Below are 25,822 nucleotides of genomic sequence, written 5' to 3' on the forward strand. Positions count from 1 at the left end.
CCATCGACTGGACTGGGGTCATCGCGACGGAGAGACCGTCTGCGCCGACACCCGGAGCTTCCCCCATGAACCTCATCGAGACCTTCCAGAACCTCGTCGCCCAGGTCCCCGACCTCGTCCAGCCCCTCATCGTCGCCCTCGCCGGAGCGGTGCCGTTCGTCGAAGGCGAGGGTGCCGCGAGCATCGGCATCCTCGGCGGCATCCCGCCCGTGATCGCGGCCATCGCCGCGATGGTCGGCAACTTCCTCTGCGTCGCGATCCTGGTGCTCGCCAGCGCGGGCGCCCGCCGGGCCATCGTGGATCGCTCGCGGGCGAAGCAGCCGGTGACGGTGGGCGGCGGGACGAGCCTGGAGGCCGATGGCGTCCCGGCGGAGACCGGACGCGGGTCCGCCCGCCGCGAGAAGTTCCAGCGCGCGTTCGAGCGCTACGGCGTCCCCGGGGTGAGCCTGCTGGGACCGCTGCTGCTGCCGACGCACTTCACCGCCACCATGCTCGCCGCGTCCGGCATCGGCAAGGGGCGCATCCTCGTGTGGCAGGCCGTCGCGATCATCGGCTGGACGACCGTCATCGCGGTGATCGTGGGGAGCGCCGTCTACGCCATCCGCTGAGCGTCGAGATGTCGGACGCCCGGTGCAGGATGAGCGCATGATCACACTGCTGTCGGCCCCCAGCAACCTCGGCCTGCGCCCACCGGAGCCCGGCAGCGTGCCCGGCTCCGCGAAGGCGCCGGAAGCGTTCCGCGAAGCGGGGCTGTTCCGGCGCTTCACCGACCGGGGAGCGACTGACGGCGGCATCGTGCTGGCCGGGCGCTACGTGGACGACGACGCGACCCGGCCCGCCGACCGGGTGCGCAACGAGGCCGCTTTCGTCGACCACTCCCTCCGCCTGGCGTCACGTATCGGCGAGGCCCTCGATGAGGGCCGCGCCCCGCTCGTGATCGGCGGCGACTGCGGCATCCTCGTCGCCGCCGGGATCGCGGTGAAGCGCCGCGGCGGGGCCGGCCTGGTGCACATCGACGGACACACCGACTTCCGCCACCCGGGCAACAGCGACGAGTGCGCGAGCGTGGCGGGCGAAGCGCTCGCGGCCGCCGTCGGCGCGCACTGGCCGGCCATCGCCGACATCGAGGGGCTCGCGCCGTACTTCTCCCCCGCTGGCACGGCCCACATCGGGCACCGTGATGATGACGAGGAGCAGGAGGAGGTCCGCGGCCTCCTCGCGCGCGTCACGCCGGCGGCCGACGTCCTGGCACGAGGAGCCGACGCGGTCGCGGCTGAGACCGCCGCGTCCGCCGGCGGGCGCTACTGGTTGCAGCTCGACGTCGACGTGCTCGACCCGTCGGTGATGCCCGCCGTCGACAGCCCGGATCCGGGCGGCCTCGATGCCGCGGAGCTCACCGCCCTTTTGCGCGCCCTCGCCCCGCAGGCGATCGGGGCGAGCATCACCGTGTTCGACCCGGACCTCGATCCGGACGGCCGCTACGCCCAGCTCCTGACCGAGGTCCTCGGCGACGGACTGCGCGAGCTGGGCAGCGGAGCGCGCGACTGACGCGCCCCGCCACCCTGCTGCCCGTCAGTCCTCGGTGCCCCGCTCGGCACCCGGATCGGTGTGCATCGAGACGCGCACCCGCGCGATGCGCCGCCGATCGACCTCGGCCACCTGGATGGTCGCGCCCGGCACCTCGACGGTGTCGCCGACCACGGCGAGCCGGCCGAGCTGCTCGGTGACGAATCCCGCGATCGTGTCGGAAGACCCCCGGGGCATCGCGAGCCCCGTCGCCTCCTCGAAGTCCTGCAGGTTGAGGCGCCCGTCCAAGCCGTCGTCAGCGGAGATGAAGACCTCGGCGTCATACTCGTCGAAGATCTCGCCGACGACCTCCTCCACGAGGTCCTCCAGCGTGACGAGACCATCGGTGCCGCCGTACTCGTCCACGACGACCGCGATGTGGTGTCCCTCCGCCCGCATCCGGGTGAGGGTGGGCAACACCCGCGCGGTGGACGGGATGTAGGGGATGTCGCGGACGAGCCCCTGCAGCGGACGCTCCGGATCGTCGGCCGCAGCCTCGAAGAGGTCGCGCACGTGCACGAAGCCGGTGATGTCGTCGATCGACGTCTGGGACACGGGGTACCGGGAGAAGGGCAGCTCGCGGACCTGCTCCATCGCCGCCCCCACGGTCGCCGCTTCGTCGAGCGCCACGACCTCGGGACGCGGGCGCATGACCTCGCTCACCTGACGTCCGCGCAAGGAGAGCACGTCGTCGAGGATGCGGCGCTCGTCGTCGGGCAGGCCCTGGTGGGTCGCCACGATGTCGCGCACCTCCTCGTCGGTGAGCTCGTCGTTCGTCTTGTGCGGATCGCCGCCGAGCACGCGGACGAGCGCGTTCGTCGAGACGGACAGCAGCCAGATCACCGGACGCATGACGGTCGCGAAGCCGTTCAGTGCCGGCGCCACCGCATACGCGAACTGCGCGTTGCGCTGGATCGCGAGCCGCTTCGGCACGAGCTCGCCGAGCACGAGCGACAGGTAGGCGATGATCAGCGTGAGCACGATGGTCGCTAGGGTCATCGCGAGCGGAGGTGCGACGCCCCAGCCTTCCAGCAGCGGCGCGACGGACGGCGCGATCGAGGTCGCCCCATAGGCGGCGGACGCGAAGCCCGCCACGGTCACGCCGATCTGCACCGCCGAGAGGAAGGTGTTGGGGTTGCGGGCCAAAGCGGCGACCTTCGCCCCGCGACGGCCACGAGCGGCGATCGCGTTGAGCTGGCTCTCACGGAGCGTGACCAGCGCCATCTCCGTCGCAGCGAAGACACCACCGATCAGCACGAAGAGCAGGACGAGGGCGATGTTCCAGAGCAGATCGCCCATTAGCGGGCGACCTCCTCGGTGGCGGGGTGAGCACCCGGGATGAACCGGGTGCTCGTACTGTCAGAGTCCGAAGAGTCAGAACAGCGCTGCGCTCTCAAGAGTGCTCCTTGTCGATGGTGGGGGTGGAATCGGTCGGGGAAGAGAGGGTGTTGTGGTGCCGGCGCGTCTTCATCAGGCTCGCGACGGTGGCGACCGAGATGGTCGCGGCGATGAACAGCAGCGAGAACCAGATCGGGATCTCGGGCGCCCACAGCATCGGCTCGCCGCCGTTGATGAACGGAACCTCGTTGACGTGCAGGGCATGCAGCACGAGCTTCACACCGATGAACGCGAGGATGACGGCGAGGCCCTGAGCCAGGTAGACCAGGCGCTCGAGCAGGCCGCCGATGAGGAAGTACAGCTGACGCAGACCCATCAGAGCGAACGCGTTCGCGGTGAACACGATGTACGCCTCGTCCGTGAGGCCGTAGATGGCGGGGATCGAGTCGACGGCGAAGACGAGGTCGATGAAACCGATCGCGATGATCGTCAGCAGCATCGGCGTGACGTAGCGCTTGCCCTTCTGGACGACCGTGAGCTTGTCGCCGTTGTACTCCTCGCTGACGGGGAGGTGGCGGCGGACGAAGGTCATGAAGCGACCGTTCGCAGGGTTGCTCTCGTGGCTGCTGAAGGCCTGGCGGTACGCGAGGAAGAGCAGCAGCGCGCCGAAGACGTAGAAGATCCAGGAGAAGTTCTCGATGAGGGTGGCGCCGACCGCGATGAAGATGCCGCGGAGGATCAGCGCGATCACGATGCCGATCATCAGCACCTTCTGCTGATAGATCTTCGGCACCGCGAAGCCCGTCATCACGATGAGGAACACGAAGAGGTTGTCGATCGACAGCGCCTTCTCGGTGAGGTAGCCGGCGAAGTACTCGCCGCCGTACGTCCAGCCGGACACCATGCCGATGCCCACGCCGAAGAGCAGCGCGAGGCTGATGTAGAAGATCGACCAGCGTGCGGACTCGCCGATGCTCGGCTCGTGCGGCTTGCGGACGTGCGCGAAGAACTCGTACACGAAGAACGCGATGGTGACCGCGATCGTGATGACCCAGATCAAGGGGGTGATTTCCAACGGGTACTCCAGACTCGGGCGTGACGGAACAGCGCCAAAGTCTTCCCCATCCCGCCGAGCGGGACCGGTGGGCCGGGATGCAGACGCATCCGTAATGACGACCCGACCGTGTCGGAGTACTCCCCTTGGATAATCCAGGGTACGAGACGGTGCCCGCGGGATTCTGTGGATCTGCCGAGAGCGCCCCTAGACTGGACGCGGCGACCGCCGGAGCGTGACGACCTCCGGCCTCCGGGCAGGCGGTCCCCGCGCGTCCGGCGTACCGACGAGAGGCCGGCTTCTCACCGGCGAAGGTGTGGTGGCACCGCGATCTGGCCCCCGCCCACACCTCCAGGGCTCCCACAACCTGGAGGAGAAATGAGATCACCCGACCCCGCCCGCACGCTCGCCGCGGAGCTCGCCGAGGCCGCCCCCGACCGCCGCGTCACGCTGCTCGGCCATGTCCACCGCCGGAGGGAGCTCGCCACCGTCGCGTTCCTGATCATCCGCGACCGTTCCGGACTCGCACAGGTCGTCGTCCGCCCCGCGCAAGCTCCGGCCGGCGGCCTCCCTCCGGAGGAGACGGTCGTCCGCGTGACGGGGACCGTCGCCGCGAACCCGCAGGCCCCCGGCGGCATCGAGATCGTCGACCCGCAGATCGAGAGCCTGTCGGAGCCGGCCGCACCGCCGGTCGTGGAACTGTGGCGTCCGACACTCGAAACGAGCCTGCCGACGCTGCTCGACCACGCCGCGGTGACCTGGCGCCATCCGGCACGCCGCGCGACCTGGCAGATCGCCGCGGCGAGCGTGCGCGCGTTCCGCCGGGTGCTCGACGCCGCGGACTTCACCGAGGTGCAGACCCCGAAGATCGTCGACACCGTGACGGAGTCGGGAGCGAACGTGTTCCCGGTCGACTACTTCGGCAGGACCGGATATCTCGCGCAGAGTCCGCAGTTCTACAAGCAGCAGCTGGTGGGGGTGTTCGAGCGCGTCTATGAGGTGGGTCCCGTCTTCCGCGCCGAGCCGCACGACACCGTGCGGCACCTCTCGGAGTACGTGTCGCTGGACGTCGAGTTCGGGTTCATCCGCGACCACCGCGACGTCCTGCGCCTCCTCGGCCACGTGCTGCGCGGCATGCTCGACGGCATCCGTACCGACGCCGCGGAGGAGCTCGCGCTGCTCGACGTTACGCTCCCCGTCATCCCCGAGGACATCCCCGTCGTGCACTTCCGGGATGCGCTGCGCCGGGTCGGTGCTCCGGCCGACGAGCCCGACCTCTCCCCCGCACACGAGCGGGCGCTCGGGGCGTGGGCGAAGGAGGAGTTCGGCAGCGACGTGCTGGCCGTCGAGGGATACCCGATGCGCAAGCGCCCGTTCTACACGCATCCGCAGCCCGACGACACGGAGGGGAGCAACAGCTTCGACCTCCTGTTCCGCGGTCTGGAGCTCGTGACCGGCGGACAGCGGCTGCATCGGCACAGCGAGGTCATCGCGGCGATCGAAGCTCGGGGCGAGTCGCCCTCGGCGTACGCCGGCTACCTGGAGGCGTTCGCGCACGGGATGCCTCCGCACGGCGGCTTCGCGATCGGACTGGAGCGCTGGGTCGGCCGACTGGTCGAGGCGACCAACGTGCGTGAGGTGACGTTGTTCCCGCGCGACGTCCATCGCCTCACGCCGTAGCCCCGGGACGCGACGAGGGCGACCGCGGTGTGCGGTCGCCCTCGGTCGTCAGCGGCGGATCACTCCGTGATCTCGGCCAGCCCCGATTGCTCGGCCCGATCGATGATCGCGGGGAGCGTCTCGTCGAAGAAGCTCACCAGCACGGCCCGGGTCTTGACCGCGTCCCGTTCGGACGTCGCCTCGCGGATCGCGCCGACGAACTCCTCGACGGCGGACCAGTCCACGGCGTCCTTCGCATGCTGGGTGAAGCGACGGATCTGCGGCCCGAGGCGCTCGATGGAGTTGGCGCGCGTGGCGTTGCCCTCGATCCGGGCGAAGCCCGTCGCCGCGCTGCGGAGCGCCGCCCCGAACGCGATGATGTCCCGCTCCTGCACCGACGCCGCCATGTCGTCGGCCAGCTCGACGAGGTAGGCCACATCGTCGTCCTGGATGACCGGCATGACGTGACGGACCGAGCCGATCCAGATGTCGCCGAACAGGTCGACCGCGTTCCGCACGCGCTCCAGATCGATCGGGGCCACGCGGGTGTACCGGTTCCGCTGCATCTCGACGAGGCCGTTGTCGGCCAGGCGGTCGAGGGCATGACGGATCGGCGTCTTCGAGGTGCCGAGGCGTTCGGCGAGCTCGTAATCGCGCAGGCGCTCGCCGGGCTGGAGTTCGCCGCTGATGATCGCATCCTGCAGGCGCACGAAAGCCTCGTCGCTCATCGACCGGCGTTCGAGGGGGCCGCCAGAGAGTGTCACACTGCCTCCAGTGGGGGTCATGGAGAGTGAAGTTCTACGTCTCAAGCAATATATCTCAAATGCGCGGGCGGCCCGCTCCGACGTCAGGCGGAGGGTGCGACCCGCACGAGCATCTTCCCCGTGTTGGCTCCGCGCATCATGTCGAGGAACGCGTCGACCGTGTTCTCGATGCCGTCGACGATGGTCTCGTCGTAGGCGATGCGGCCCTCCGCGAACCAGCGGGTCATCTTCTCGCTGAACTCCGGCGAGAGGTGCAGGTAGTTCGCGAGGGTGAATCCCTGGAGACGGAGACCGCGCGTGATGATGTTCGCCATGTTGTCGGGGCCGGGCACCGGCTCGGTGGTGTTGTAGCTCGTGATGGCGCCGCACAGCGCGATCCGACCGCCGTCGTTCATCACGTCGAGCGCGGCTTCGAGGTGGTCGCCGCCGACGTTGTCGAAGAACACGTCCACGCCCTCGGGCGCGAGCCCGGCGAGCTGCTTGCGCACCGGGCCGTCCTTGTAGTTGAACGCCGCGTCGTAGCCGTACTTCTCGGTCAGCAGGGCGACCTTCTCGGCCGATCCCGCCGAGCCGATGACACGGCCGGCGCCGAGGAGCTTGGCGATCTGACCGACAGCCGTGCCGACCGCACCGGCGGCGCCGGAGACGAAGACGGTGTCGCCCGGGGCGAGTCCGGCGATCGCGGTGAGCCCGACGTACGCGGTGAGGCCGGTCATGCCGAGGATGTGCAGGCGCAGCGACAGCGGCATGCCGGGCACCTCGGGCACGGCCCGGAAGGTCGACGCGTCCGCCTGCACGACATCGCTCCAGCCGTGCTGATGCAGCACAACGGTGCCGACGGGGAGGTCGTTCGCCGCAGAGGCGACGACCCGGCCGATGGCGCCACCCGCGATGACTTCGTCGAGGGCGTAGGGAGCGACGTAGCTGCGGACGTCGTTCATCCGCCCGCGCATATAGGGGTCGACGGAGACGAACTCGTTCGCCACGCGCACCTCCCCCGGCGCCGGATCGCTCAGCTCCACCTCGACGGTGCGGAAGTCGTCGTGGGTCGGCCACCCCTCGGGGCGGCGGGCGAGCTGGATCTGGGTGCTGATGGCGTGGGACATTTCTCTCCTTCGTGAGGATCTGGGGGTGCTGCGGCCGGACTCAGACGAGGAGGCCGATGGCGAGCGCGATGACGCCGAGCGCCGGGATGACGCCCTGCTTCAGGGCGGCGGACGCCTTATCGGGGCTCGACAGCAGCAGCACGAGGCTCGCGGCGACCATCGATCCGGCGCCGATGAAGACGAGAGTCGCGCCGACGGCCGTCGCTCCCGTGGCGAAGAGGACGATGCCGAGGAGGACGGCGACCGCGAGGAACAGGTTGTAGAAGCCCTGGTTGAACGCGAGCTCCTTCTGTCGCGCGGCCTCCTCCGCCGTGCCCGTGCCGAACGTGCGGCGAGCGCGCGCGCTCGTCCAGGCGAAGGACTCGAGCCAGAAGATGTAGACGTGCACGAGTGCCGCGATGCCTGCGAGCACGAGTCCGGCGATGACCATGACAGTCCCCCTTCGACGCGGCGAGGCCGCGCATTCTGTATCGGTCGTTCCAATATATACTGGATCGAGCGATTCACAAAAGGGGCAGGAGCACGGCGAATGGGGCGCACACAGACCTTCGACACCGCGGAAGCGGTCCGCGCGGCACGCGGCGTGTTCTGGGAGCGCGGCTTCGAGAGCGCTCCCTTGCCGGAGCTCGAGCGCGCGACCGGCCTCAGTCGATCCAGCATCTATCACGCCTTCGGTTCCAAGCGCGGACTCTTCGACGCCGCCGTCGAGAGCTATCTGGACGAGGTGATCCGCCCGCGCCTCGCCCCGTTGACGGGTGAGACCGTGGCGCCGGAGGCTCTGGAGACCTACCTCGGCGGACTGCGTACGGCACTGCTGACAGCCGGCAGCCTCCCGGCGACGAGCGGCTGCCTGCTGGTCAACACCGCCGCCGCCCCCATCGGCACCGACGACGCGGTCGCCCGGGTCGTCGCCTCCTATCGCGCGGAGCTCCGTGCGGCGTTCGCGCGCGGCGTCCAGGCCGCCCTCCCCGAGCTCGCGGGAACGCAAGTCGCGACCCTGGCGGACGCCTCTACGGGTCTGGTGGTCTCCGCATTCGCCCTCGTCCGCGTGGCCCCCGACGCCGCGGCGAGCGCGATCGATGCGGCGCTCGCCCTCCTCGCCGACCGGCGACACCGCGCCTGAGGCCGCACGGAAACGGAGAACGCCTGGGAGGGCGATCCCTCCCAGGCGTTCGAGGCCGGCGTCAGGGGACGATGACGGCGCGTCCGCGGATGCTGTTCGACGCGAGGTCCTCGTACGCCTTCGGGCCGTCGTCGAGCGTGTAGCTCTCGGTCTGGACGTGGATCTTCCCGGCGTGGGCGAGGTCCAGCACCTCGATCAGTTCGGCGCGTGAGCCCCAGTAGGGAATGCGCACGGCGGCGTCGTAGGCGATCGAGCCGAACCCGAGCGTCATGCTGCCCCCGCCGATGCCCACGATGGTGATGTCGGCTTCGAGCGCGGCCACGCTCTGGGCCAGGGCGATCGTCGGGTTCGCGCCCACGAAGTCGAACACCGCGTTCGCGCCGAGACCGCCGGTGAGCTCGCGGATCTTCTCGGCGGCCGATGCATCGCTGATCAGCACGTGATCGGCGCCCACCTCGGTGGCGAGCTTCAGCTTCTCGTCGTTCACGTCGAGGGCGATGACCGTGGCCCCCGAGATGGCCTTGAGGATCTGGATGCCGACGTGGCCGAGACCGCCGGTGCCGATCACGACGGCGAACGTGCCGGCGCCGAGCTTCGGAAGCGAGTTCTTGATCGCGTGGTACGGGGTGAGGCCCGCGTCGGTCAGCGAGACGTTCTGCACGGGGTCGAGGTCGCCGAGCGGCACGAGGTGGCGCGCGTCGTCGACGATCATGTACTCGGCCATCGAGCCCTGGCTGCCCAGCCCCGGAGGCCGGATGCCCTCGGCGGCGGCGTTCGTGCAGTAGTTCTCCTTGCCCATCGAGCAGTTGTGGCAGCGACCACAACCCCACGGACCATAGACGGCCACGGCATCCCCGACCTTGAGCGTCGAGTCGACGCCCTCGCCGATCTCGTGCACGATGCCGGCGCCTTCGTGCCCGAGCGTCAGCGGCAGCGGGTAACCCTGCTCGTGGTAGTCCTTCTCGGGGAGCCCCATGACGTAGTCGTCGGAGTGGCAGACACCACCCGCGGTGATCTTGAGCAGGACCTGGCCGGGGCCGGGCTTCGGAATCGGGATGTCGACCACCACCGGGGGCTTGCCGATCTCGACGTAGCGGAGAGCTTTCATGAGCATCTTCTTCCTGGCGTCGAGAGGTCTGCCGCGCGGTGCGGAGGCGGGGGCTCTCGATACCGTCCCTTCCAGTATCCGCCCGATCGGGGCCTTCCTCGTCTTCCGCCGGGCGGGCAGACACCGGCGGCCCCGGCAGCTTCTCAGCTCCTGGATTCTTCTCAGCCTGGTGAGCCGGCGTCGACGTCGCCATACTGTGCGGATGGATGCTGTTAACGAGTGGCTGCTGACCTGGGGCGACAACCTGTGGACATGGATCGTCCTTCCGATCGTCGTCCTCCTCGGGCTCTACTTCACGAACCGCGATCGCGATCGGCGGTCCCGGCGCGGTCTTCTGGATGTGGCTGATGGCATTCATCGGTGGAGCGTCCGCGTTCATCGAGTCCTCGCTGGCACAGCTGTATAAGAGGCGCGATAGGGACGGGTTCATCGGCGGCCCCGCCTACTACATGCAACGCGGACTCGGAGCGCGATGGATGGGCGTGCTTTTCGCCGTCATCCTCATCATCTGCTTCCCCATCGCTTTCAGCTCGTTGCAGGCGAACACCATCCAGGCGACGATCGCGGGCAGCCTCGGCGGAGAGTCTGCTGCCTGGCTGCCGTGGGTCACCGGCGGCGCACTCGCACTGCTCATGGGGCTCGTCATCTTCGGGGGCGTGCGCCGCATCGCCTCCGTCACCCAGACGCTGGTCCCGATCATGGCACTGCTGTATCTGCTTCTCGGCGTGGTGATCGTCGCGATGCACATCGAGCGCCTTCCCGGAGTCTTCGCCACGATCTTCCTCGAAGCCTTCGGCCCGAACGAGGTCGTCGGCGCAGCGCTCGGCTACATCATCCTCACCGGCGTCAAGAGGGGGATGTTCTCCAACGAAGCCGGACTGGGGTCGGCCCCCAACGCAGGAGCGAGCGCGGCGGTGACACACCCGGTCAAACAAGGTCTCGTGCAGACGCTGGGCGTGTACTTCGACACCTTCCTCGTCTGCTCGATCACCGCGTTCATCATCCTGGTCTCGGTTCCAGACCTGGCCGGCGCCGAACGCGGCATCGGGCTGACGCAGGGCGCGGTCGTCAGCGCGCTGGGCACCTGGTCGAACATCCTCCTGATCGTCATCATCTTCCTGCTCGCGTTCAGCTCGATCCTCGGCAACTACTACTACGGGCAGACCAACGTGGAGTTCATCACCTCCCGCACCGGAGTCCTGCTCGGCTATCGTCTCTTCGCGATCGCCGCAGTGTTCACTGGGGCCCTCGTCTCCGCCGATGTCGTGTGGAACTTCGCCGACGGCGCGATGGGATTCATGGCCCTCGTCAACCTCGTCGCGATCGCGCTGCTGTCCGGAATCGCCTTCAAGCTGTTGAAGGACTACACCCAGCAACGACGAGAAGGGCTGGACCCGGTCTTCACGAGAGCACGTCTTCCCGAGGTCAGCGGGATCGAGGTCTGGGAGGACGAGTTGTCGGTCACGGGGCCGATCGATCTCCCCGCGTCGCGTCGGCGATGACCACATCCATCGCCACCTCAGACGCTCGGTCTGCGAGACCGACGGAACGGAGATGACCTGACTCTTGCCCCGGACTGAACGCTCGTTTAGCATGCTGACTATGCGTTCAGGAGCCGACGACCTCACCACCAGGGCGCGCATTCGCGACGCCGCGATCGTCCGGTTCAGCGAGCGCGGATTCGACGGCACGAGTCTGCGGCAGATCGCGCAGGATGCGGGCGTGAGCCCGGCGCTGATCCTGCACCACTTCGGAAGCAAGGAAGGACTGCGCGACGTGTGCGACGCGCACGTCGTGAGCACTTTCCTCGCCGAGCGAGACGGCATGACGGGTGCCGACGCCGCGCGCCTGATGCGGGAGGCATTGGACTCGTTAGAGGGTCGCAATGTCGCACTGGACTACCTCGCCCGGATGCTTCTCGACGACTCCGCCGCGTCCGACCATCTCTTCGACATGTTCCTCGCCAGCACCAGAGACATGCTGCGCGAACAGATCGCCGCGGGCACGATGCGCGAGCAGTCCGACCTGGAAGCCACCGCGGTGTATATGACCCTCTACGGTCTCGGTCCCGTCATCCTGCGGCGGCACCTCGCGCGCGCCTTCGGAGAGAGCACGCTGACGACATCGCTGCTGGAACGGTCGACCATTCCCGTGCTGGAGCTCTACACGCACGGGCTCTACGCCGACGACCATCTGCTCGTCGCCGCGAAGGAAGCGCTCGCCAGAAGCAGCGGGCCCTCCTCGGACAAGGGCGAGAACGACCCGAATCAGGACCCGGATCCTCCCCGCTGACGAGATCTCCGAACCTGGTCCCCTTCACCCTCCGAAAGGAGCAGGGCCATGACCCCTGCCATCGAACTCACTCACCTTCGCAAACAGTATGGTCGGCACACAGCGGTCGACTCCATCGATCTCCGCGTCGATCCCGGCACCGTGTTCGGGCTCATCGGCCCTAACGGCGCCGGAAAGACCACCACGCTGCGCATGATCCTCGACATCATCCGCCCTACGTCGGGCTCTATCCGGGTCCTGGGCGAAGACCCGCGCCGCGGCGGCCCGGCCCTCCGACGACGCATCGGCTTCATCCCCGGCGAGCTCCGACTCGACGACCGCACGACGGGACGCCGCATGCTCGACTTCTACGCCGAGGTGTCCGGCCCGGTGAACCCCGGCACGATCGACCGCCTCGCGGACCGACTCGACCTCGATCTGAGTCGACCGGTGCGCGCGCTCTCGAAGGGCAACAAGCAGAAGCTCGGGATCGTCCAAGCCTTCATGCACGAACCGCCGTTGCTCGTGCTGGACGAGCCGACCAGCGGGCTCGACCCGCTCGTCCAGAGAGAGTTCCTCCACCTCGTCACCGAAGCCAGAGATCGCGGCCAGACCGTGCTGCTGAGCTCCCATGTGCTGAGTGAGATCCAGCAGACGGCCGACATCGTCGCCGTCCTCAGTCGAGGGAGGGTCGTGGCGGAGGGTGATGTGGCCTCACTCAGACTCGGCGCGATCCGGCGCGTACGCGTCGGTCTCGATACGACGGCAGCGACCCTGATCCGGGAGCAACTCGGTGCACTGCCGCAGATCTCCGAGCTCGACGTCCGCGGCGAGACGGACATCGTGCAGGTGAATGCCACCGTCGAAGGTGCCATCGACCCGCTGGTGAAGGTGCTGGCGCAGCACCACGTCCTCGACCTCGCGATCGAGGAACCAGACCTGGAGGAATCGGTCCTGCGGCTCTACGGTGACTCCTCGCGTCTCGAGGCAGGTGAGGGCGATGCGTGACGCGCTTCCCATCTTCCGGCGCGCTCTCCGCGAAAGCTGGCGCGGAACGGTGGGCTGGACCATCGGCGTCGCGGCGGTGCTGCTCCTGTACCTGCCGCTGTTCCCGAGCATCGGCGGCAACGGGCAGATGCAGCAGATCATCGACAGCCTGCCCCCGGAGCTCGTGGGAGCACTCGGCTACGACCAGATCGGCACCGGGGCGGGCTACGCCCAGGGCACCTTCTACGGCCTCATCGGCTTCCTCCTCCTGACCATCGCAGGCACGTCCTGGGGAGCGGGCGCCATCGCCGGCGCGGAGGCGTCAGGGCGCCTCGAACTCGACCTGGCCCACGGTGTGGGACGGGTCGGATACGCGATCGCGTCCGCCTTCGCCATCCTCGCCCGGCTCGCGTGGCTGGGCGTGTTCGCGGGCGCTGTCGTCGCCCTGCTCAACGACTCGGCACAGCTCGACATCGATCCGATCCGCATCATCGACACCACCGTCGTCTTCGTCGGCCTCACGATGCTCTCGGGGAGCGCCGCACTCCTGCTGGGCGCTCTCTTCGGCCGCACTTCCTGGGCTGTCGCAGGGGGCGCGGGAATCGCCGTCGCCGGGTACGCCTTCAACGCGATCGCGAACCAGGTGGAGGACGCCGAGTGGCTCCGGGCGATCTCACCGTACTCCTGGGCGTTCCACCAGGCTCCGCTCGCGGAGGGGTTCGATCCCCGCGGCGCCGTGGCGCTCTGGGCGGTGAACGTCGCATTCGTCGCCGGAAGCGCCTGGGCGCTGCGACGCCGCGATGTGATCGGCTGAGGCGATGCGCGGACCATCGTCGCGGGGGTCTGCCATTTGTGATCAAACCGTTGCATTCGTTACCTCGTCGTTATACAGTGATCGCACGGTGAATGTTTGCTGTGGCATCCACCGCATGTGATTGCAGGACACTCTTGGTGCAAGGGACAAGGGCCGGTCGGGAGCCTCTCCGACCGGCCCTTTACTGCGCCCGGTACTCTGTGAGGATGACCGATCGGAAGCTCGCGCTGGAGGCCTGGGAAAGCCTGTTCCGCGCGCAGCACGAACTGTTCACCGAGATGGCAGCCGACTTCGACACCGGCGACATCACGCAGGCCGAGTACGACGTGCTGCTCACCGTCACGCGCTCGCCGGAGATGACCGCCCGCCTGCGCGACATCACCGCCAACATGCTCATCAGCCAGCCGAGCGTCTCCCGCCTCGTCGACCGGATGGTGACGCGGGGACTGGTCGCGAAGTGCGCCGACCCGGACGACGGCCGCGGCGCCCTGATCCGCGCGACGGACGAGGGCGCCCGGGCCTTCCGTGCGCTCGCGACCGTGCACGGCCGGTCGATCGCCGACCGGATGTCACGCCTCGACGACGAGGAGCTGCGCCTGCTGCGCGACCTCGCGGAGAAACTCCGCACCCGCTGACCGCTCCCCTCCTCCACAGGCAGGGCGGCGGGAGGAACGCCCACCGATACCGGCATGATGGCGCCCGACGCGGTGGCGGGCGTCTCTTTTCTGGCAGGGTGGGTTGCGCACGCCCACATCGACCGTGGGCATATCGGACCGCCCCCTCGGGGGGAACCAGGGAGGTCATCCATGGAGATCGCCGGAATCGTCGGCATCCTCATCGTCATCGGGATCGCGGTCGTCGCCGCGATCGTCGTCCTGCTGATCCTGCTGCTGTTCGCCCGCAGCTGGATCAAGGTGGCTCGCGCCGACGAAGCGCTCGTCATCTCCGGACGCAAGCAGAAGGTGCAGCGTGCCGTGATCGGCGCCGACGGCACGAGCAGCTCCGAGATGTCGGAATCGCCCGTCACGGTCATCGTGAACGGGAAGTCGCTCGTCAACCCGATCACCCAGCGCCACGAGATTATCTCCCTCCGCTCACGGCAGGTGTCGCTCAACGCCGAGGCCCAGTCGCTCGACAATGTGACGCTCAACGTCGACGGCGTCGCCATCGTCAAGATCGGCTCCGACCCGCTGCTGGTGCGCCGGGCCGCCGAGCGCTTCGCCTCCCAGGACAAGGCCATCGAGCAGTTCACCACCGAGCAGCTCGAGGGCGCCCTGCGCGGCATCGTCGCGACGCTCTCCGTCGTGGAGCTCATGCGGGAGCGCAAGAAGTTCTCGGACCAGATCGCCGCCGACGTCTCCCAGGAGCTCGCCGAGCAGGGACTCATCCTCGACTCGTTCCAGATCAAGGGCATCACCGACAAGGTCGGCTACATCCAGTCCCTCGGTGCGCCGGAGATCCAGGCGAAGCGTCAGGCCGCGGAGATCTCGCAGACCAACGCCGACCGCGCGATCAACCAGAAGAACATCGCCAACCAGGAGGCGAACCTCGTCGAGCAGACCGCTCTCGACACCAACACCGCCAACGCCAACGCCGGCATCGGCCGGGCCCGCGCCGAGGCGGAGCAGGCCGAGCAGCTCGCCCGCGCCCAGGCCGAGCAGGCCGTGCTGCAGCAGCAGGCCGAGAACAAGCAGGCGCAGCTCGACGCCGACGTCAAGCGCGTCGCGGACGCCCAGCGGTACGAGGCGGAGACCCGCGCGCAGGCCGAGCTCTACACGCGTGAGCGGGCGGCCGAGGCGGCGGCGATCGAGCAGGTCAAGCAAGCCGAGGCGCGCACCCGCATCGCCGAGCAGCAGGCGCAGGCCGACAAGGCACGCGCCGACGGTGAGGCTGCAGCCGCGATCGCGAAGGCCACCGGTGACGCGGATGCTCTGCGCGCCCAGGCCGAAGCCGAGGCCGAGGCCCGTCGCCTCCGCGCCAACGCCGAGGCCGAGGCGATCCGCGCCGAGGGTGAGGCCCGTGCAGCCGCTGTCGAGGCCGAGGCCAAGGCCATCGCCTCCAACCAGGATGCCTTCCTCTCGCAGCGCGTGCTGGAAGTGCTGCCGTCGATCATGTCGGAGTTCGCGAAGGGCTACGCCGCCATCGGCAGCGTCTCGATCGTCGGCGGGTCCGCCGAGGACGGCGCGTCGAACGTCGTGGGCGCCGACAGCGCGAAAGCCATGCGCTCGGTGTTCGACAGCGTGCACTCCGCCACAGGCCTCGACCTGGCCGGAATCATCCAGGGGCAGGCCGTCGGTCGCGGCTTCGGAGCCGGAGTCGCCGAAGCGTCCGCACCGGCCCCCGCGCCGCGCACGCCCGCACCGACCACCCCGCCGCCACCGGCTCCCCCGGCTCCCGACGCGGAGTAGGCAGCACAGGACAGCGGATGCCGCGACCGACTCGGTCGCGGCATCCGCTGTCTGTCGTCGGGCACCGCCTCTGCCGGTTCACAACTCAGGAGATCGGCAGGCACGGACGCGCCGATCCCTCTCTGTGCGCCGAATCCCCCCGGATCTCCTGAGTTGCGAACGGCTCCGGGCGTCGATCGACCGGGCAGACTGGACGGGTGACCCGCGCTGCCTTCGACCTCGCCGCCATCGGTGCCGGCCTGTCATTCGCCGGCGCCCTCGACGAGCTCTCCGCAGCCCTCGACGCGAGCGGATCCGTGGTGGTGACCGCGCCGCCGGGCACGGGCAAGACCACCCTCGTGCCGCCGCTCCTCGCCTCACGAACCACCGACCGCGTGATCGTCACCCAACCCCGCCGGGTCGCCGCGCGTGCCGCCGCCCGCCGACTCGCACACCTCGACGGCTCCCCGCTCGGATCCCGGGTGGGCTTCACCGTCCGCGGCGAGCGCACAGCCGGGCCGGATACGAGGGTCGAGTTCGTCACCGCCGGCGTGCTCCTGCGACGGTTGCTGGACGATCCCGGACTCGACGGCGTGAGTGCGGTCATCATCGATGAGGTGCACGAGCGTGCCCTCGAGACCGACCTCCTCGTCGGCCTGCTCTCGGAGGTACGGGAGCTGCGGGATGACCTCGTCGTCGTCGCGATGTCCGCCACCCTCGACGCTGTCCGGCTCGCCGCCGTCATCGGCACCGCCGAGTCCCCCGCGCCGATCGTCGACCATGACGTCCCGGCCTTCCCCCTCACCGAGCGCTGGGCTCCGAGTCCCACGCCCCGCCTCGACGAACGGGGAGTCACCCGCGGCTTCCTCGACCACATCGCGAGTGTCTCCGCCTCCGCCGCCACCGAGCTGGTCCGCGAAGACTCCGAAGCCGACGTGCTCGTGTTCGCCCCGGGCGCTCGCGAGGTGTCGGAGATCGCCCGACGCGTCCGCACTCTGAACGGCGCCTTCGACGTGCGGGAGCTGCACGGCCAGATCCCGCCGGCCGAACAGGATGCCGTGACCCGCGGTCGTGCACCGGGGGGCGTGCCCCGCATCATCGTCGCCACCTCGCTCGCCGAGTCGTCGATCACGGTGCCGGGTGTGCGGATGGTCGTGGACAGCTGTCTGTCCCGGCAGCCGCAGCGCGACGCCGCCCGCGGCATGACGGGTCTGGTCACCACCGCCGCCTCCCGTTCCTCGTGCGTGCAGCGTGCCGGGCGCGCGACGCGTCAGGGCCCCGGCATCGTCGTCCGGTGTGTGGACGAGCGCGCCTACGCGGCGGCTCCCGCGCGTCCGTCCCCGGAGATCGCGACGGCCGACCTCACCGGCGCCGCCCTCCTCCTGGCGTGCTGGGGTGCCCCGGGCGGAGCAGGCCTGCGGTTGATCGAACCGCTGCGAGCCGACAGCCTCGCCGACGCCGTCGCGGTGCTTCGCGGTCTCGGAGCGATCGACGACGACGGGCGCGCCACGGCCGAGGGCCGCGTGCTGGCCCGCATCCCGACCGACCCCCGGCTGGCCAGGGCGCTACGGGACGGCAGCCCCGTGGTGGGGAGCCGGCTCGCCGCCGAGGTCGTCGCGCTTCTGGGCGGTGATCAGCGCGTGCCGGATGCCGACGTCGCCTACGCTCTTGTCGCGTTGCGGGGCGGCGGGACTGCGGAGGCCCGTCGCTGGCGCGAGGACGCGCGTCGTCTGGAACGCCTCGCCGATCCGACACCGGACACCCGCGCGGGTCTCGACGGCGTCGGTCTCGTGATCGCGCTGGCCTTCCCCGAACGTGTCGCCCACCGCGTCGAGCACACGGGATCGGGAGCCACGTTCCTGCTGGCCTCCGGCACGCGGGCCGGAGTGAGCGGTCCCCTCGCGTCCTCGGAATGGCTCGCCGTGGCCGATGTCGCCCGCGCCTCGTCCCGGGCGGCCGCCGGTTCCGGTGCGGTCATCCGCACGGCGGCGACCCTCACCGAGGAGCAGGCGGAGCGCGCGGCGGGCCCCCTGATGAGCGACCGCGTGGAGGCCGAGTTCGCCGGAGGTCGTGTGCAGGCCCGCCGCGAGCGCCGGATCGGTGCGATTCTGCGCTCATCGGTGCCGGTGCGAGCGGCGGCATCGGAAGGGCGGGACGCCGTGGCCCGAGCCGTCCGACGCGATGGCCTCAGTATGTTCGCCTGGTCCGACGGGGCGGAGGCCCTCCGCCGCAGACTCGCGCTGCTCCGACGTGAGCTCGGAGAGCCATGGCCCGATGTGTCGGACGCGGGGTTGATCGACGCCCTCGATGCCTGGATGGCGCCGGAGCTCGAGGCTCTCGCATCCGGCACCCCCGCGAGTCGACTGGATCTGTCCTCGGCGCTGCGCCGTCTGCTGCCCTGGCCCGAGGCCGTGCACCTCGACGCCCTCGTCCCGGAGCGGCTCGAAGTGCCCAGCGGCTCCCGCGTCCGCATCACCTACCCGGAACCCGACGGGGATCCGACCGCACGCCCCGTCGTCGCGGTGAAGTTGCAGGAGTGCTTCGGGTGGGCGGAGACTCCCCGGCTGGTGGACGGCCGTGTTCCCGTCCTCTTCCATCTGCTGTCCCCGGCTGGGCGGCCGCTCGCCGTGACCGACGACCTCGCCTCGTTCTGGTCCGGCCCCTATGCCCAGGTGCGCGCCGAGATGCGCGGCCGCTATCCCCGGCACCCCTGGCCCGAGGACCCCTGGGCCGCCGTGCCGACGAAGCACACCAAGAACCGCGCCGCGCGCTGACCAGGCCAGGACTCCGGCTCAGCGTGTACGCCGCCGCAGCGTGAGGGCGGCGAGCACCAGAGCGCCGACCGCGAAGGCCACGACGATGAGCAGCGGACCGAACACGTCCCATTCTTCGTCCCCCGCCGTGACGGCGTTGATCGTGTCGATCGCGTAGCTGAGCGGCAGCCAGTCGGAGATGGCGTACAGCACGTCGGGCATCTGGTCGCGCGGCATGAACAACCCGCCGAGGATGATCTGCGGGAACACCAGCAACGGCATGAACTGCACGGCCTGGAACTCGGTCTGGGCGAACGCGCTCGCCAGGAGGCCGAGGGCTGTGCCGAGCAGTGCGTCGACCACCGCGACGAGGCCCAGCTGCCACAGCGGCCCGTCCACGTCGAGCCCGCACACCCCGACCGCGAACGACACCGTGATCACCGCCTGCAGCACGGCCATCAGCCCGAACGCGAGCGCATACCCGAGGATGAAGTCGGCCTTCTCGAGCGGCGTGGTCATCAGCCGTTCAAGCGTGCCGGAACGGCGTTCGCGCAAGGTGGTGATCGACGTGATGAGGAACATCACGATGAACGGGAACAGCGCCAGGATGGCACCCCCGAACTGATCGAACACACCGTCCTGCTCGCTGAACAGCCAGGCGAAGAGACCGACGAGCAGGCTCGGGGCGATGAGCATCAGGGCGATGGACCGCGGGTCGTGTCGGAGCTGCGTGAGCACACGGCCGGCGGTCGCGAACAGCCGGCGGCCGTTCATGTCGCGTCCTCCTCCTGGCGCTCGTGCGCTTCTCGCCGCGCCCTCCGGGTGGTCGCGGCGCCGGCGGCCCTGTCGCGTTCGATCAGCGCCAGGAACGCGGCCTCGGCGTCGGTCGTGCCGGTGTCGGCGAGCAGGGACGACGGCGTGGTGTCGGCGATGATCCTCCCCTCCCGCATCAGCAGCAGCCGGTCGCAGCGCACCGCCTCGTCCATCACGTGACTGGACACGATGAGCGTGACGCCCCGGTCGGCCAGCCGGCGGAACAGGGTCCAGAGCTCCGCCCGCAACACGGGGTCGAGTCCGACGGTCGGCTCGTCCAGCACGATCAGTTCCGGCGAGCCGATCAGAGCCACCGCGAGCGACACCCGCGTCGCCTGGCCGCCGCTCAGCGCGTCGACGAGCTGCGTGGCCTGTGCGCCGAGGCCGACCTCCTGGATGACCCGGTCGACATCGCCCTTCGGCGCCTTCAGGAGCGACGCGAAGTACGAGAGGTTCTGCCGCACGCTGAGGTCGCCGTAGACCGAGGCGCCCTGCGTACCGTAGGCCACGCGGTGCCGGAGCCGACGCGAACCGCCCGGCTCACCCAGAACGGTCACGTCGCCGGAGGCGATCCGCTGCACACCGACGATCGACCGCATGAGCGTGGTCTTGCCGCACCCCGAGGGGCCGAGGAGACCCGTGATCTGCCCGCGGGGTACGGCGAGGTCGATGCCGTCGAACACGGATACGGCCCCACGCCGCACGCGGAGCTGCGTGATCTCGACCGCCGCGTTATTCATCATGCGATGAATTATGCGCCTCGCCTCGTCGGGCGTCAACGGCTCGGTGGGCGCAGCTGCGGAGCGCCGGATCGACACGCCGTCGCCGGCCCGTGCCGTCCGGCGCGGCGGCCGAGATCTCCGCAGCCGTGCCCGGGGACGCGGGCGTCAGTCGAAGAGGTAGCGCTGGACGGTGGGGCCGACGCGGCCCACGAGCTCGTCGACGGAGGCTCCGGCGAGCGCGGGGAGCTGCAGCACGTAGCGACCGATGAGCATGCCGGCGATCTGCGAGGCAACGAGGGCGGCACGGAGGTCGGCGTCCTCCACGTCGAGGCGTCGTGCCACGCGGGAGAGCAGTTCGCGGGAGAGGAAGCCGGCGAGCAGGGGGGTCGTCAGCCTGCTCCCGATCGCCGTGCGCAGGAGCAGCACCCCGCGGCGGCGCACGTCGGGCTTCTCGAACGCGTCGAGCACATAGCGGACGAGCCGGGCCCCCGCTTCGCCCTTCGGCCCCGCGAGGATCTCCGGGACGTCGAGGTCGGGGCGCAATGGGATCCCGGCGGCCTCTGCGAACAGGTCGGCCTTGGTGCCGAAGTAGTGGTGGACGAGTGCGGAGTCGACCCCGGCGCGGGCGGCGATCGATCGCACCGTGGCGCCGTCGTACCCCTGCGCGCCGAACTCGTCGACGGCCGCGGACACGATGCGCTCGCGGGAGTCGGTGGCGCCGCGCGGGCGCCCGCGTCGTCTCGGCGCCCTCTGCTCGGTCATGCCCGCCAGCCTACGGCTCGGCGGAGCCTCGCTCGTCGAGCAGATGCCGGAGATACCGCTGCGGCTGCCCGAGGAACGAGCGCCAGTGGTTCACGATCTCGAGGTCCTCCCAGGCGGCAGGGCGGAGCCCCCACTCCCCGACCTCCAGGATGGTGGCGCCCGGGAGCGCCGCGAGCACCGGGGAGTGCGTGGCGCACAGCACCTGGCCGCCCTCGTCGGCGATGCGCTGCAGCACGGCGATCAGCGTGAGAGTCGAATGGAACGACAGGGCGGCCTCCGGCTCGTCCAGGCAGTAGAACCCCGGATCATCGAAGCGGCTGTCGAGCAGGGCGAGGAACGACTCCCCGTGGCTCATCTCGTGGAAGGGCACGTCGCCGCGCAGGGAGGGGTTCTCCTCGAGGTACGTGTAGAACGAGTGCATCGTCTCGGCCCGCAGGAAGAATCCCCAGCGGTGCGCGCCGACGCCCCGTTGGAGGCGCAGCCAGTCCGACAGCGGCGACTCGGTCGGACGCGTCCGGTGCTGCGCCTGCCGGGATCCGCCTTCCGGGGAGAGACCGTACGCGATCGCGATGCCCTCGACGAGGGTGGACTTCCCGCTGCCGTTCTCGCCGACGAGGAAGGTCACTCCCGGTCCCAGATCCAGTCCCTCGCGCAGCACCTGCGCCACCGCGGGGATGTTCGTCGGCCACACCCCGTCCGGGGTCGGCGCCTCGTCGTTCGCCCGCACCGCGACGACCGGCTGCTGCCGCATATGCCTCTCCTTTCCCTCCTCCGTCGACCCACCCCTCTGTGTGCCTGCCACCCCTCTTCATGCGCACGCAACGGGCCGGAGCGCACGAGAGGGGGTGGGTCGGCGAGGTCAGCACTCGATGACGTTCACCGCCAGACCGCCCTCGCTGGTCTCCTTGTACTTGGTCGACATGTCGAGACCGGTCTGGCGCATCGTCTCGACGACGGCATCCAGCGAGACATAGTGGCTCCCGTCGCCGCGGAGCGCGAGACGTGCGGCGGTGACCGCGGTGGAGGCGGCGATCGCGTTGCGCTCGATGCACGGGATCTGCACGAGTCCGCCGATCGGGTCGCATGTGAGGCCGAGGTGATGCTCCATCGCGATCTCCGCGGCGTTCTCGATCTGCCGGTTCGTGCCGCCCATCACCGCGGTGAGCCCACCCGCGGCCATCGCGCACGCGGAGCCGACCTCGGCCTGACACCCGCCTTCGGCGCCGGAGATCGAGGCGTTGGCCTTGAACAGCGACCCGAGGGCGGTGGCCGTCAGCAGGAACCGGCGGATGCCCCGGCGACGATTGGCCTCCGCGATCTCCGCGTCCTCCCCGTCGAGTGCGGGAGCGGACGGCGGGGCCCCGTCGAACCCGAGCAGCGCGCTGCCGACGAGCTCCCCGTACGGCGTCACCGCGTTCCCGGCGCCGAGCCCCGAGTCGGCGAGGAAGCGCCACCAGTACATCGCCACCGCGGGGAGGATGCCCGCCGCGCCGTTGGTCGGGGCCGTCACGACGCGCCCACCCGCCGCGTTCTCCTCGTTCACGGCCAGCGCGAACGCGCCGAGCCACTCGCCGGGCAGCTCTCGGTGCCCCTCGGCTTCGACCGCCTCGAGCTGTGCGCGGATCGTGCCGGCGCGGCGCTTCACCTGCAGCATGCCAGGAAGCACCCCGTCGGCGTGGAGCCCGGCGTCCACGCAGCCCGACATCGCATCCCAGATCGCGTCGAGGCCGGTGGCGACCTCCTCCTCGCTCCGCAGCGCCGTCTCGTTGCGGCGGGCGACCTCGGCGATGGACAGTCCGAGCTCGTCACACAGGGCGAGCAGCGAGGCGGCATCGGCATACGGGTGCGGGAAGGCGCCGGTGGAGAGCTGCGCTTCCTCCCCCTCGCGCCGGATGAACCCGCCGCCGATCGAGTAGTACGTCTGCTCGAACAGGATGGTTCCGTCCCGGTCACGGGCGATGAGCGTCATGGCGTTCGGATGACCGGGGAGGCGGGTCCGCGGCGCGAACACGATGTCGTCCTTCCGGAACGGCACCGCGTGGGCGCCGTCGATCCGCAGCGGCTCCCCCTCGGGGTAGGCGGACCAGGCCGCGCGCACCGCCGCCGGGTCACAGGTCTCGGGTGCGAGACCGCGCAGCCCCGCGACCACCGCGTCCGGGGTGCCATGGCCGATGCCGGTGGCGCCGAGCGAGCCGTACAGCGTGCATTCGACTCGGGCGATGCGGTCGAGTTCGCCGGAGCCGGAGAGCCGGCGCGCGAAGTCGAGTGCCGCCCGCATCGGTCCGACGGTGTGCGAGCTGGACGGGCCGACGCCGATGGAGAAGAGGTCGAAGGCCGAGACGTACGCAGTCACCCCTCCAGGCTACGCCGAGTTCACGGATCCGGTTCACCGCGATTAACCGCGTGGCCGACGGGTCGGCGTCAAGGCCCTTCATCTCGTGTCGAGGCGGAGGCAGGCTGAGAGCACGACACCGCAGAAAGGGACGATCATGACCGACAGCACTCCCGAACCGACCGCGAACGACGAGCTCTCGCCCGAGGCGCAGACCCCCACGCCGACGCCCGCGTCCGACACCTCGGAGGGCGAGGCGACGACGCCCGAGCAGGCGGACTCCCCGGAGGACGCGGACCCGGCCGAGGTCCCGAGCACCGAGGAGCTGGAGGAGCCCAGCACCGAGAAGTCCCCCGGCGAGGAGCCGAAGGCCCCGAAGCGCGACGACCCGGAACCGGATCACGAGGCCGTCGGCCTCGGCGTCGACTGACTCCCTCCCCGAAACCCCGGACTAACGCCGAGACCCCGCCCTGCAGACGTCTGCAGGGCGGGGTCTCGACGCGAGAGCGGGGTCTCGGGGGTCTACTCGACGAGCTTGCCGGTCGTGTCGACGTCGCGCATGAGCTCGGCGATCTCCTCGGGGATCGCGGGGATCTCCTCGCGGGTCACGCCGGCGGACGGGGACCACACGAGGTTCACCTGCAGCGTGGGATCGGTGTCCGGGAAGTCGCTGCGGTTGTGGCATCCGCGAGTCTCCCGACGCTCCCGCGCCGCCTCCAGCGTGGCCCGGGCGGCGAGCGCGGAGGCCTTGAGGTCGAACGCGTGCGCGAGGTCCTGGAAGCCGGCGATGTCCGGGTGGATGCCGATGTCCTCCATCCGCCCCTCGATCATGTCGAGGTCCGCGAGGCCGGCGTTCAGCCCGTCCTCCGACCGCACCACGCCGGCGTACTCCGTCATGAGGTTGCGGATCGCGCGCTGCAGAGCCCGCACGTTCTCGCGCCCCTCCGCGGCGAGGAGGTCGTCGATCTCGGCACGAGCGGCGGCGACCGCATCGGCCGACCGGCGCTGGGCGTCGAGCCCCGCGGCGTGGGCCATGGCGGCCTGACCGACGATCCGGCCGTAGACGAGCAACTCGATGAGCGAGTTCCCGCCGAGACGGTTCGCGCCGTGGAGTCCGCTCGACGCCTCCCCGATCGCGTACAGCCCGTCGACGTCGGTCTGGTGGTCGTCCGGCCGCACCCACACGCCGCCCATCGAGTAGTGCGCGGTCGGCGCGATCTCGATGGGGTCCGCGGTGATGTCGAGCATCTGCAGCTCCATCATCGTCTGATAGACGCGCGGAAGCCGGGTCATGATGGTCTCGCGGGGCAGGTGCGACACGTCGAGCCAGACGCCGCCGTTCTCCGTACCGCGGCCCTCCTGGATCTCCGTGTAGGCGGCGAGCGCGACACGGTCGCGCGTCGACAGCTCCATCCGCTCGGGGTCGTACTTCGCCATGAACCGCTCGCCCCGGGCATTGCGGAGGATGCCGCCCTCCCCGCGCGCGGCCTCGGAGATGAGGGTGCCGGCGGCGTTCTCGGGCTCGATGACGCCGGACGGATGGAACTGCACCAGCTCGGGGTCGCGGAGCCGGGCTCCCGCCTCCACAGCGAGCCGGAAGGAGTCTCCGGTGTTCTCATCACGCCTCGACGACGTCCGGCGCCAGATGCGGTTGTGCCCGCCCGCGGCGAGGATCACCGCGTCCGCATGGATGAGGTAGCGCGTGCCGTCCGCCTGATCGAAGCCGTACGCGCCGAAGATGACGTTGTCGCGCACGAGCAGACGGGTGATGTAGACGTTGTCGAGGATGGGGACGTCGAGCTGCTCGGCGCGGGCGACCAGCGTCCGCTGGATCTCGAGGCCGGTGTAATCGCCGGCGAAGGCGGTGCGGCGGTAGGTGTGCGCACCGAAGAAGCGCTGCGAGATGCGGCCGTCGCCCTCGCGGGCGAAGTCCATGCCCCAGCGCTCGAGGTCGCGGATGCCGCGCTCAGCGCCCTGGGTGACGATCTGGACGGTGTGGGGGTTGGCGAGGAGGTAGCTTTCCTTGATCGTGTCCGCCGCGTGCTGCTGCCAGCTGTCTTCGGCGTCCATCGTGCCGAGAGCGGCGTTGATGCCGCCGGCCGCGAGCGACGTGTGGGCGTCCTGCCGCGGACGTTTGCCGACGGCGAGCACGTCGACGCCGTGCTCGGCGACCTCGATCGCGGCGCGGAGCCCGGAGCCTCCGGTACCGATCACGAGGACCGTGGTGGAGATCTGACGTTCGGGTGCATTCATGCTCTCGACG

24 protein-coding genes are annotated in these 25,822 nt (G+C 70.0%); 12 read left to right on the top strand and 12 right to left on the bottom strand.

Annotated elements, in window-relative coordinates; translation table 11 throughout:
* Positions 1-65 precede the first annotated feature (65 nt).
* Both AB0P08_RS02605 and AB0P08_RS02610 read left to right on the top strand, forming a co-directional pair.
* The gene (locus AB0P08_RS02605; RefSeq protein ID WP_363587949.1) at positions 66-608 is read left to right on the top strand and encodes a small multidrug efflux protein; all 543 of its coding nucleotides are present in this window, start codon (positions 66-68) and stop codon (positions 606-608) included.
* Between the two features lie 37 nt (positions 609-645).
* The gene (locus tag AB0P08_RS02610) at positions 646-1,548 is read left to right on the top strand and encodes an arginase family protein (protein ID WP_363587951.1); all 903 of its coding nucleotides are present in this window, start codon (positions 646-648) and stop codon (positions 1,546-1,548) included.
* A gap of 24 nt (positions 1,549-1,572) precedes the next feature.
* Here the strand turns inward: AB0P08_RS02610 and AB0P08_RS02615 are convergent, their stop codons facing one another.
* Entirely contained in the window at positions 1,573-2,865 is a 1,293-nt protein-coding gene (locus tag AB0P08_RS02615) for a hemolysin family protein (protein WP_363587953.1), read from the bottom strand.
* Positions 2,866-2,959: 94 nt separating this feature from the next.
* Positions 2,960-3,979 (bottom strand): TerC family protein, encoded by a 1,020-nt coding sequence (locus AB0P08_RS02620; protein ID WP_363445372.1) that lies wholly within the window; start codon positions 3,977-3,979, stop codon positions 2,960-2,962.
* A gap of 357 nt (positions 3,980-4,336) precedes the next feature.
* Here AB0P08_RS02620 and aspS point away from each other — a divergent pair, with 357 nt between their 5' ends.
* The gene (gene aspS, locus AB0P08_RS02625; RefSeq protein WP_363587955.1) at positions 4,337-5,638 is read left to right on the top strand and encodes an aspartate--tRNA(Asn) ligase; all 1,302 of its coding nucleotides are present in this window, start codon (positions 4,337-4,339) and stop codon (positions 5,636-5,638) included.
* Between the two features lie 59 nt (positions 5,639-5,697).
* Here aspS and AB0P08_RS02630 read toward each other — a convergent pair whose 3' ends face one another.
* The 3 genes from AB0P08_RS02630 to AB0P08_RS02640 form a co-directional block, all read right to left on the bottom strand.
* On the bottom strand, positions 5,698-6,345 hold the full coding sequence (locus AB0P08_RS02630; protein WP_187663272.1) for a GntR family transcriptional regulator: 648 nt from the start codon (positions 6,343-6,345) through the stop codon (positions 5,698-5,700).
* A gap of 119 nt (positions 6,346-6,464) precedes the next feature.
* Positions 6,465-7,487, bottom strand: coding sequence for an NADP-dependent oxidoreductase (locus tag AB0P08_RS02635; protein WP_363587957.1), 1,023 nt, complete (start codon positions 7,485-7,487; stop codon positions 6,465-6,467).
* A gap of 40 nt (positions 7,488-7,527) precedes the next feature.
* Positions 7,528-7,917 (bottom strand): DUF1304 domain-containing protein, encoded by a 390-nt coding sequence (locus tag AB0P08_RS02640; RefSeq protein ID WP_363587959.1) that lies wholly within the window; start codon positions 7,915-7,917, stop codon positions 7,528-7,530.
* 99 nt (positions 7,918-8,016) lie between these two features.
* On the opposite strand from AB0P08_RS02640, the gene AB0P08_RS02645 reads away from it, so the two are divergent.
* Positions 8,017-8,610, top strand: a complete 594-nt coding sequence (locus tag AB0P08_RS02645; RefSeq protein ID WP_363587961.1) for a TetR/AcrR family transcriptional regulator — start codon at positions 8,017-8,019, stop codon at positions 8,608-8,610.
* A 61-nt stretch (positions 8,611-8,671) separates the two neighbouring features.
* Here AB0P08_RS02645 and AB0P08_RS02650 read toward each other — a convergent pair whose 3' ends face one another.
* The gene (locus AB0P08_RS02650; RefSeq protein WP_363587963.1) at positions 8,672-9,718 is read right to left on the bottom strand and encodes an NAD(P)-dependent alcohol dehydrogenase; all 1,047 of its coding nucleotides are present in this window, start codon (positions 9,716-9,718) and stop codon (positions 8,672-8,674) included.
* 347 nt (positions 9,719-10,065) lie between these two features.
* Between AB0P08_RS02650 and AB0P08_RS02655 the strand changes: the two genes are divergently transcribed.
* The 7 genes from AB0P08_RS02655 to hrpB all read left to right on the top strand — a co-directional run bounded on the left by AB0P08_RS02655 (position 10,066) and on the right by hrpB (position 18,951).
* On the top strand, positions 10,066-11,220 hold the full coding sequence (locus AB0P08_RS02655) for an alanine/glycine:cation symporter family protein (protein ID WP_363587965.1): 1,155 nt from the start codon (positions 10,066-10,068) through the stop codon (positions 11,218-11,220).
* A gap of 100 nt (positions 11,221-11,320) precedes the next feature.
* On the top strand, positions 11,321-12,010 hold the full coding sequence (locus tag AB0P08_RS02660; RefSeq protein WP_259953495.1) for a TetR/AcrR family transcriptional regulator: 690 nt from the start codon (positions 11,321-11,323) through the stop codon (positions 12,008-12,010).
* A gap of 48 nt (positions 12,011-12,058) precedes the next feature.
* Positions 12,059-12,997, top strand: a complete 939-nt coding sequence (locus AB0P08_RS02665; protein ID WP_363587967.1) for an ABC transporter ATP-binding protein — start codon at positions 12,059-12,061, stop codon at positions 12,995-12,997.
* The gene (locus tag AB0P08_RS02670) at positions 12,990-13,790 is read left to right on the top strand and encodes an ABC transporter permease subunit (RefSeq protein ID WP_363587969.1); all 801 of its coding nucleotides are present in this window, start codon (positions 12,990-12,992) and stop codon (positions 13,788-13,790) included. Before AB0P08_RS02665 ends, AB0P08_RS02670 begins: the two co-directional genes overlap by 8 nt.
* Positions 13,791-13,996: 206 nt before the next feature.
* Positions 13,997-14,425, top strand: a complete 429-nt coding sequence (locus AB0P08_RS02675) for a MarR family winged helix-turn-helix transcriptional regulator (RefSeq protein ID WP_025104537.1) — start codon at positions 13,997-13,999, stop codon at positions 14,423-14,425.
* A 171-nt stretch (positions 14,426-14,596) separates the two neighbouring features.
* On the top strand, positions 14,597-16,198 hold the full coding sequence (locus AB0P08_RS02680; protein ID WP_363587971.1) for an SPFH domain-containing protein: 1,602 nt from the start codon (positions 14,597-14,599) through the stop codon (positions 16,196-16,198).
* A 197-nt stretch (positions 16,199-16,395) separates the two neighbouring features.
* Complete coding sequence (gene hrpB / locus AB0P08_RS02685) at positions 16,396-18,951, top strand: ATP-dependent helicase HrpB (protein WP_363587973.1); 2,556 nt, start codon at positions 16,396-16,398, stop codon at positions 18,949-18,951.
* 18 nt (positions 18,952-18,969) lie between these two features.
* On the opposite strand, the gene AB0P08_RS02690 is transcribed toward hrpB, so the two are convergent.
* The 5 genes from AB0P08_RS02690 to AB0P08_RS02710 all read right to left on the bottom strand — a co-directional run bounded on the left by AB0P08_RS02690 (position 18,970) and on the right by AB0P08_RS02710 (position 23,580).
* Positions 18,970-19,704 (bottom strand): ABC transporter permease, encoded by a 735-nt coding sequence (locus AB0P08_RS02690; RefSeq protein ID WP_292794557.1) that lies wholly within the window; start codon positions 19,702-19,704, stop codon positions 18,970-18,972.
* The gene (locus AB0P08_RS02695) at positions 19,701-20,483 is read right to left on the bottom strand and encodes an ABC transporter ATP-binding protein (protein WP_419181735.1); all 783 of its coding nucleotides are present in this window, start codon (positions 20,481-20,483) and stop codon (positions 19,701-19,703) included. The genes AB0P08_RS02690 and AB0P08_RS02695 overlap by 4 nt, the downstream gene beginning before the upstream one ends.
* Before the next feature lie 147 nt (positions 20,484-20,630).
* A complete protein-coding gene (locus tag AB0P08_RS02700; protein ID WP_363587975.1) occupies positions 20,631-21,227 on the bottom strand; it encodes a TetR/AcrR family transcriptional regulator in 597 nt (198 codons plus the stop codon).
* Positions 21,228-21,237: 10 nt separating this feature from the next.
* Positions 21,238-21,978, bottom strand: a complete 741-nt coding sequence (locus AB0P08_RS02705; protein ID WP_363587977.1) for an AAA family ATPase — start codon at positions 21,976-21,978, stop codon at positions 21,238-21,240.
* A gap of 108 nt (positions 21,979-22,086) precedes the next feature.
* Positions 22,087-23,580 (bottom strand): L-serine ammonia-lyase, iron-sulfur-dependent, subunit alpha, encoded by a 1,494-nt coding sequence (locus AB0P08_RS02710; protein WP_363587979.1) that lies wholly within the window; start codon positions 23,578-23,580, stop codon positions 22,087-22,089.
* Positions 23,581-23,716: 136 nt separating this feature from the next.
* Here AB0P08_RS02710 and AB0P08_RS02715 point away from each other — a divergent pair, with 136 nt between their 5' ends.
* A complete protein-coding gene (locus AB0P08_RS02715) occupies positions 23,717-23,989 on the top strand; it encodes a hypothetical protein (RefSeq protein WP_280569267.1) in 273 nt (90 codons plus the stop codon).
* Between the two features lie 92 nt (positions 23,990-24,081).
* Here the strand turns inward: AB0P08_RS02715 and AB0P08_RS02720 are convergent, their stop codons facing one another.
* Positions 24,082-25,812, bottom strand: coding sequence for an L-aspartate oxidase (locus AB0P08_RS02720; protein ID WP_363587981.1), 1,731 nt, complete (start codon positions 25,810-25,812; stop codon positions 24,082-24,084).
* Positions 25,813-25,822 lie beyond the last annotated feature (10 nt).

The sequence above is a fragment of the Microbacterium meiriae genome, assembly GCF_040686935.1.
Lineage (GTDB): Bacteria > Actinomycetota > Actinomycetes > Actinomycetales > Microbacteriaceae > Microbacterium > Microbacterium meiriae.

What these genes read in the sequence shown, in the direction of transcription:
- AB0P08_RS02655 (WP_363587965.1), top strand. Translation starts at nt 10,066, where the DNA reads ATGGCATTCATCGGTGGAGCGTCCGCGTTCATCGAGTCCTCGCTGGCA.
- AB0P08_RS02675 (WP_025104537.1), top strand. Translation starts at nt 13,997, where the DNA reads ATGACCGATCGGAAGCTCGCGCTGGAGGCCTGGGAAAGCCTGTTCCGC.
- AB0P08_RS02610 (WP_363587951.1), top strand. Translation starts at nt 646, where the DNA reads ATGATCACACTGCTGTCGGCCCCCAGCAACCTCGGCCTGCGCCCACCG.
- AB0P08_RS02615 (WP_363587953.1), bottom strand. Translation starts at nt 2,865, where the DNA reads ATGGGCGATCTGCTCTGGAACATCGCCCTCGTCCTGCTCTTCGTGCTG.
- AB0P08_RS02690 (WP_292794557.1), bottom strand. Translation starts at nt 19,704, where the DNA reads ATGAACGGCCGCCGGCTGTTCGCGACCGCCGGCCGTGTGCTCACGCAG.
- AB0P08_RS02705 (WP_363587977.1), bottom strand. Translation starts at nt 21,978, where the DNA reads ATGCGGCAGCAGCCGGTCGTCGCGGTGCGGGCGAACGACGAGGCGCCG.
- AB0P08_RS02665 (WP_363587967.1), top strand. Translation starts at nt 12,059, where the DNA reads ATGACCCCTGCCATCGAACTCACTCACCTTCGCAAACAGTATGGTCGG.
- AB0P08_RS02715 (WP_280569267.1), top strand. Translation starts at nt 23,717, where the DNA reads ATGACCGACAGCACTCCCGAACCGACCGCGAACGACGAGCTCTCGCCC.
- AB0P08_RS02670 (WP_363587969.1), top strand. Translation starts at nt 12,990, where the DNA reads ATGCGTGACGCGCTTCCCATCTTCCGGCGCGCTCTCCGCGAAAGCTGG.
- AB0P08_RS02720 (WP_363587981.1), bottom strand. Translation starts at nt 25,812, where the DNA reads ATGAATGCACCCGAACGTCAGATCTCCACCACGGTCCTCGTGATCGGT.
- aspS (WP_363587955.1), top strand. Translation starts at nt 4,337, where the DNA reads ATGAGATCACCCGACCCCGCCCGCACGCTCGCCGCGGAGCTCGCCGAG.
- AB0P08_RS02650 (WP_363587963.1), bottom strand. Translation starts at nt 9,718, where the DNA reads ATGAAAGCTCTCCGCTACGTCGAGATCGGCAAGCCCCCGGTGGTGGTC.
- AB0P08_RS02630 (WP_187663272.1), bottom strand. Translation starts at nt 6,345, where the DNA reads ATGAGCGACGAGGCTTTCGTGCGCCTGCAGGATGCGATCATCAGCGGC.
- AB0P08_RS02680 (WP_363587971.1), top strand. Translation starts at nt 14,597, where the DNA reads ATGGAGATCGCCGGAATCGTCGGCATCCTCATCGTCATCGGGATCGCG.
- AB0P08_RS02695 (WP_419181735.1), bottom strand. Translation starts at nt 20,483, where the DNA reads ATGAATAACGCGGCGGTCGAGATCACGCAGCTCCGCGTGCGGCGTGGG.
- AB0P08_RS02605 (WP_363587949.1), top strand. Translation starts at nt 66, where the DNA reads ATGAACCTCATCGAGACCTTCCAGAACCTCGTCGCCCAGGTCCCCGAC.
- AB0P08_RS02645 (WP_363587961.1), top strand. Translation starts at nt 8,017, where the DNA reads ATGGGGCGCACACAGACCTTCGACACCGCGGAAGCGGTCCGCGCGGCA.
- AB0P08_RS02660 (WP_259953495.1), top strand. Translation starts at nt 11,321, where the DNA reads ATGCGTTCAGGAGCCGACGACCTCACCACCAGGGCGCGCATTCGCGAC.
- AB0P08_RS02635 (WP_363587957.1), bottom strand. Translation starts at nt 7,487, where the DNA reads ATGTCCCACGCCATCAGCACCCAGATCCAGCTCGCCCGCCGCCCCGAG.
- AB0P08_RS02640 (WP_363587959.1), bottom strand. Translation starts at nt 7,917, where the DNA reads ATGGTCATCGCCGGACTCGTGCTCGCAGGCATCGCGGCACTCGTGCAC.
- AB0P08_RS02700 (WP_363587975.1), bottom strand. Translation starts at nt 21,227, where the DNA reads ATGACCGAGCAGAGGGCGCCGAGACGACGCGGGCGCCCGCGCGGCGCC.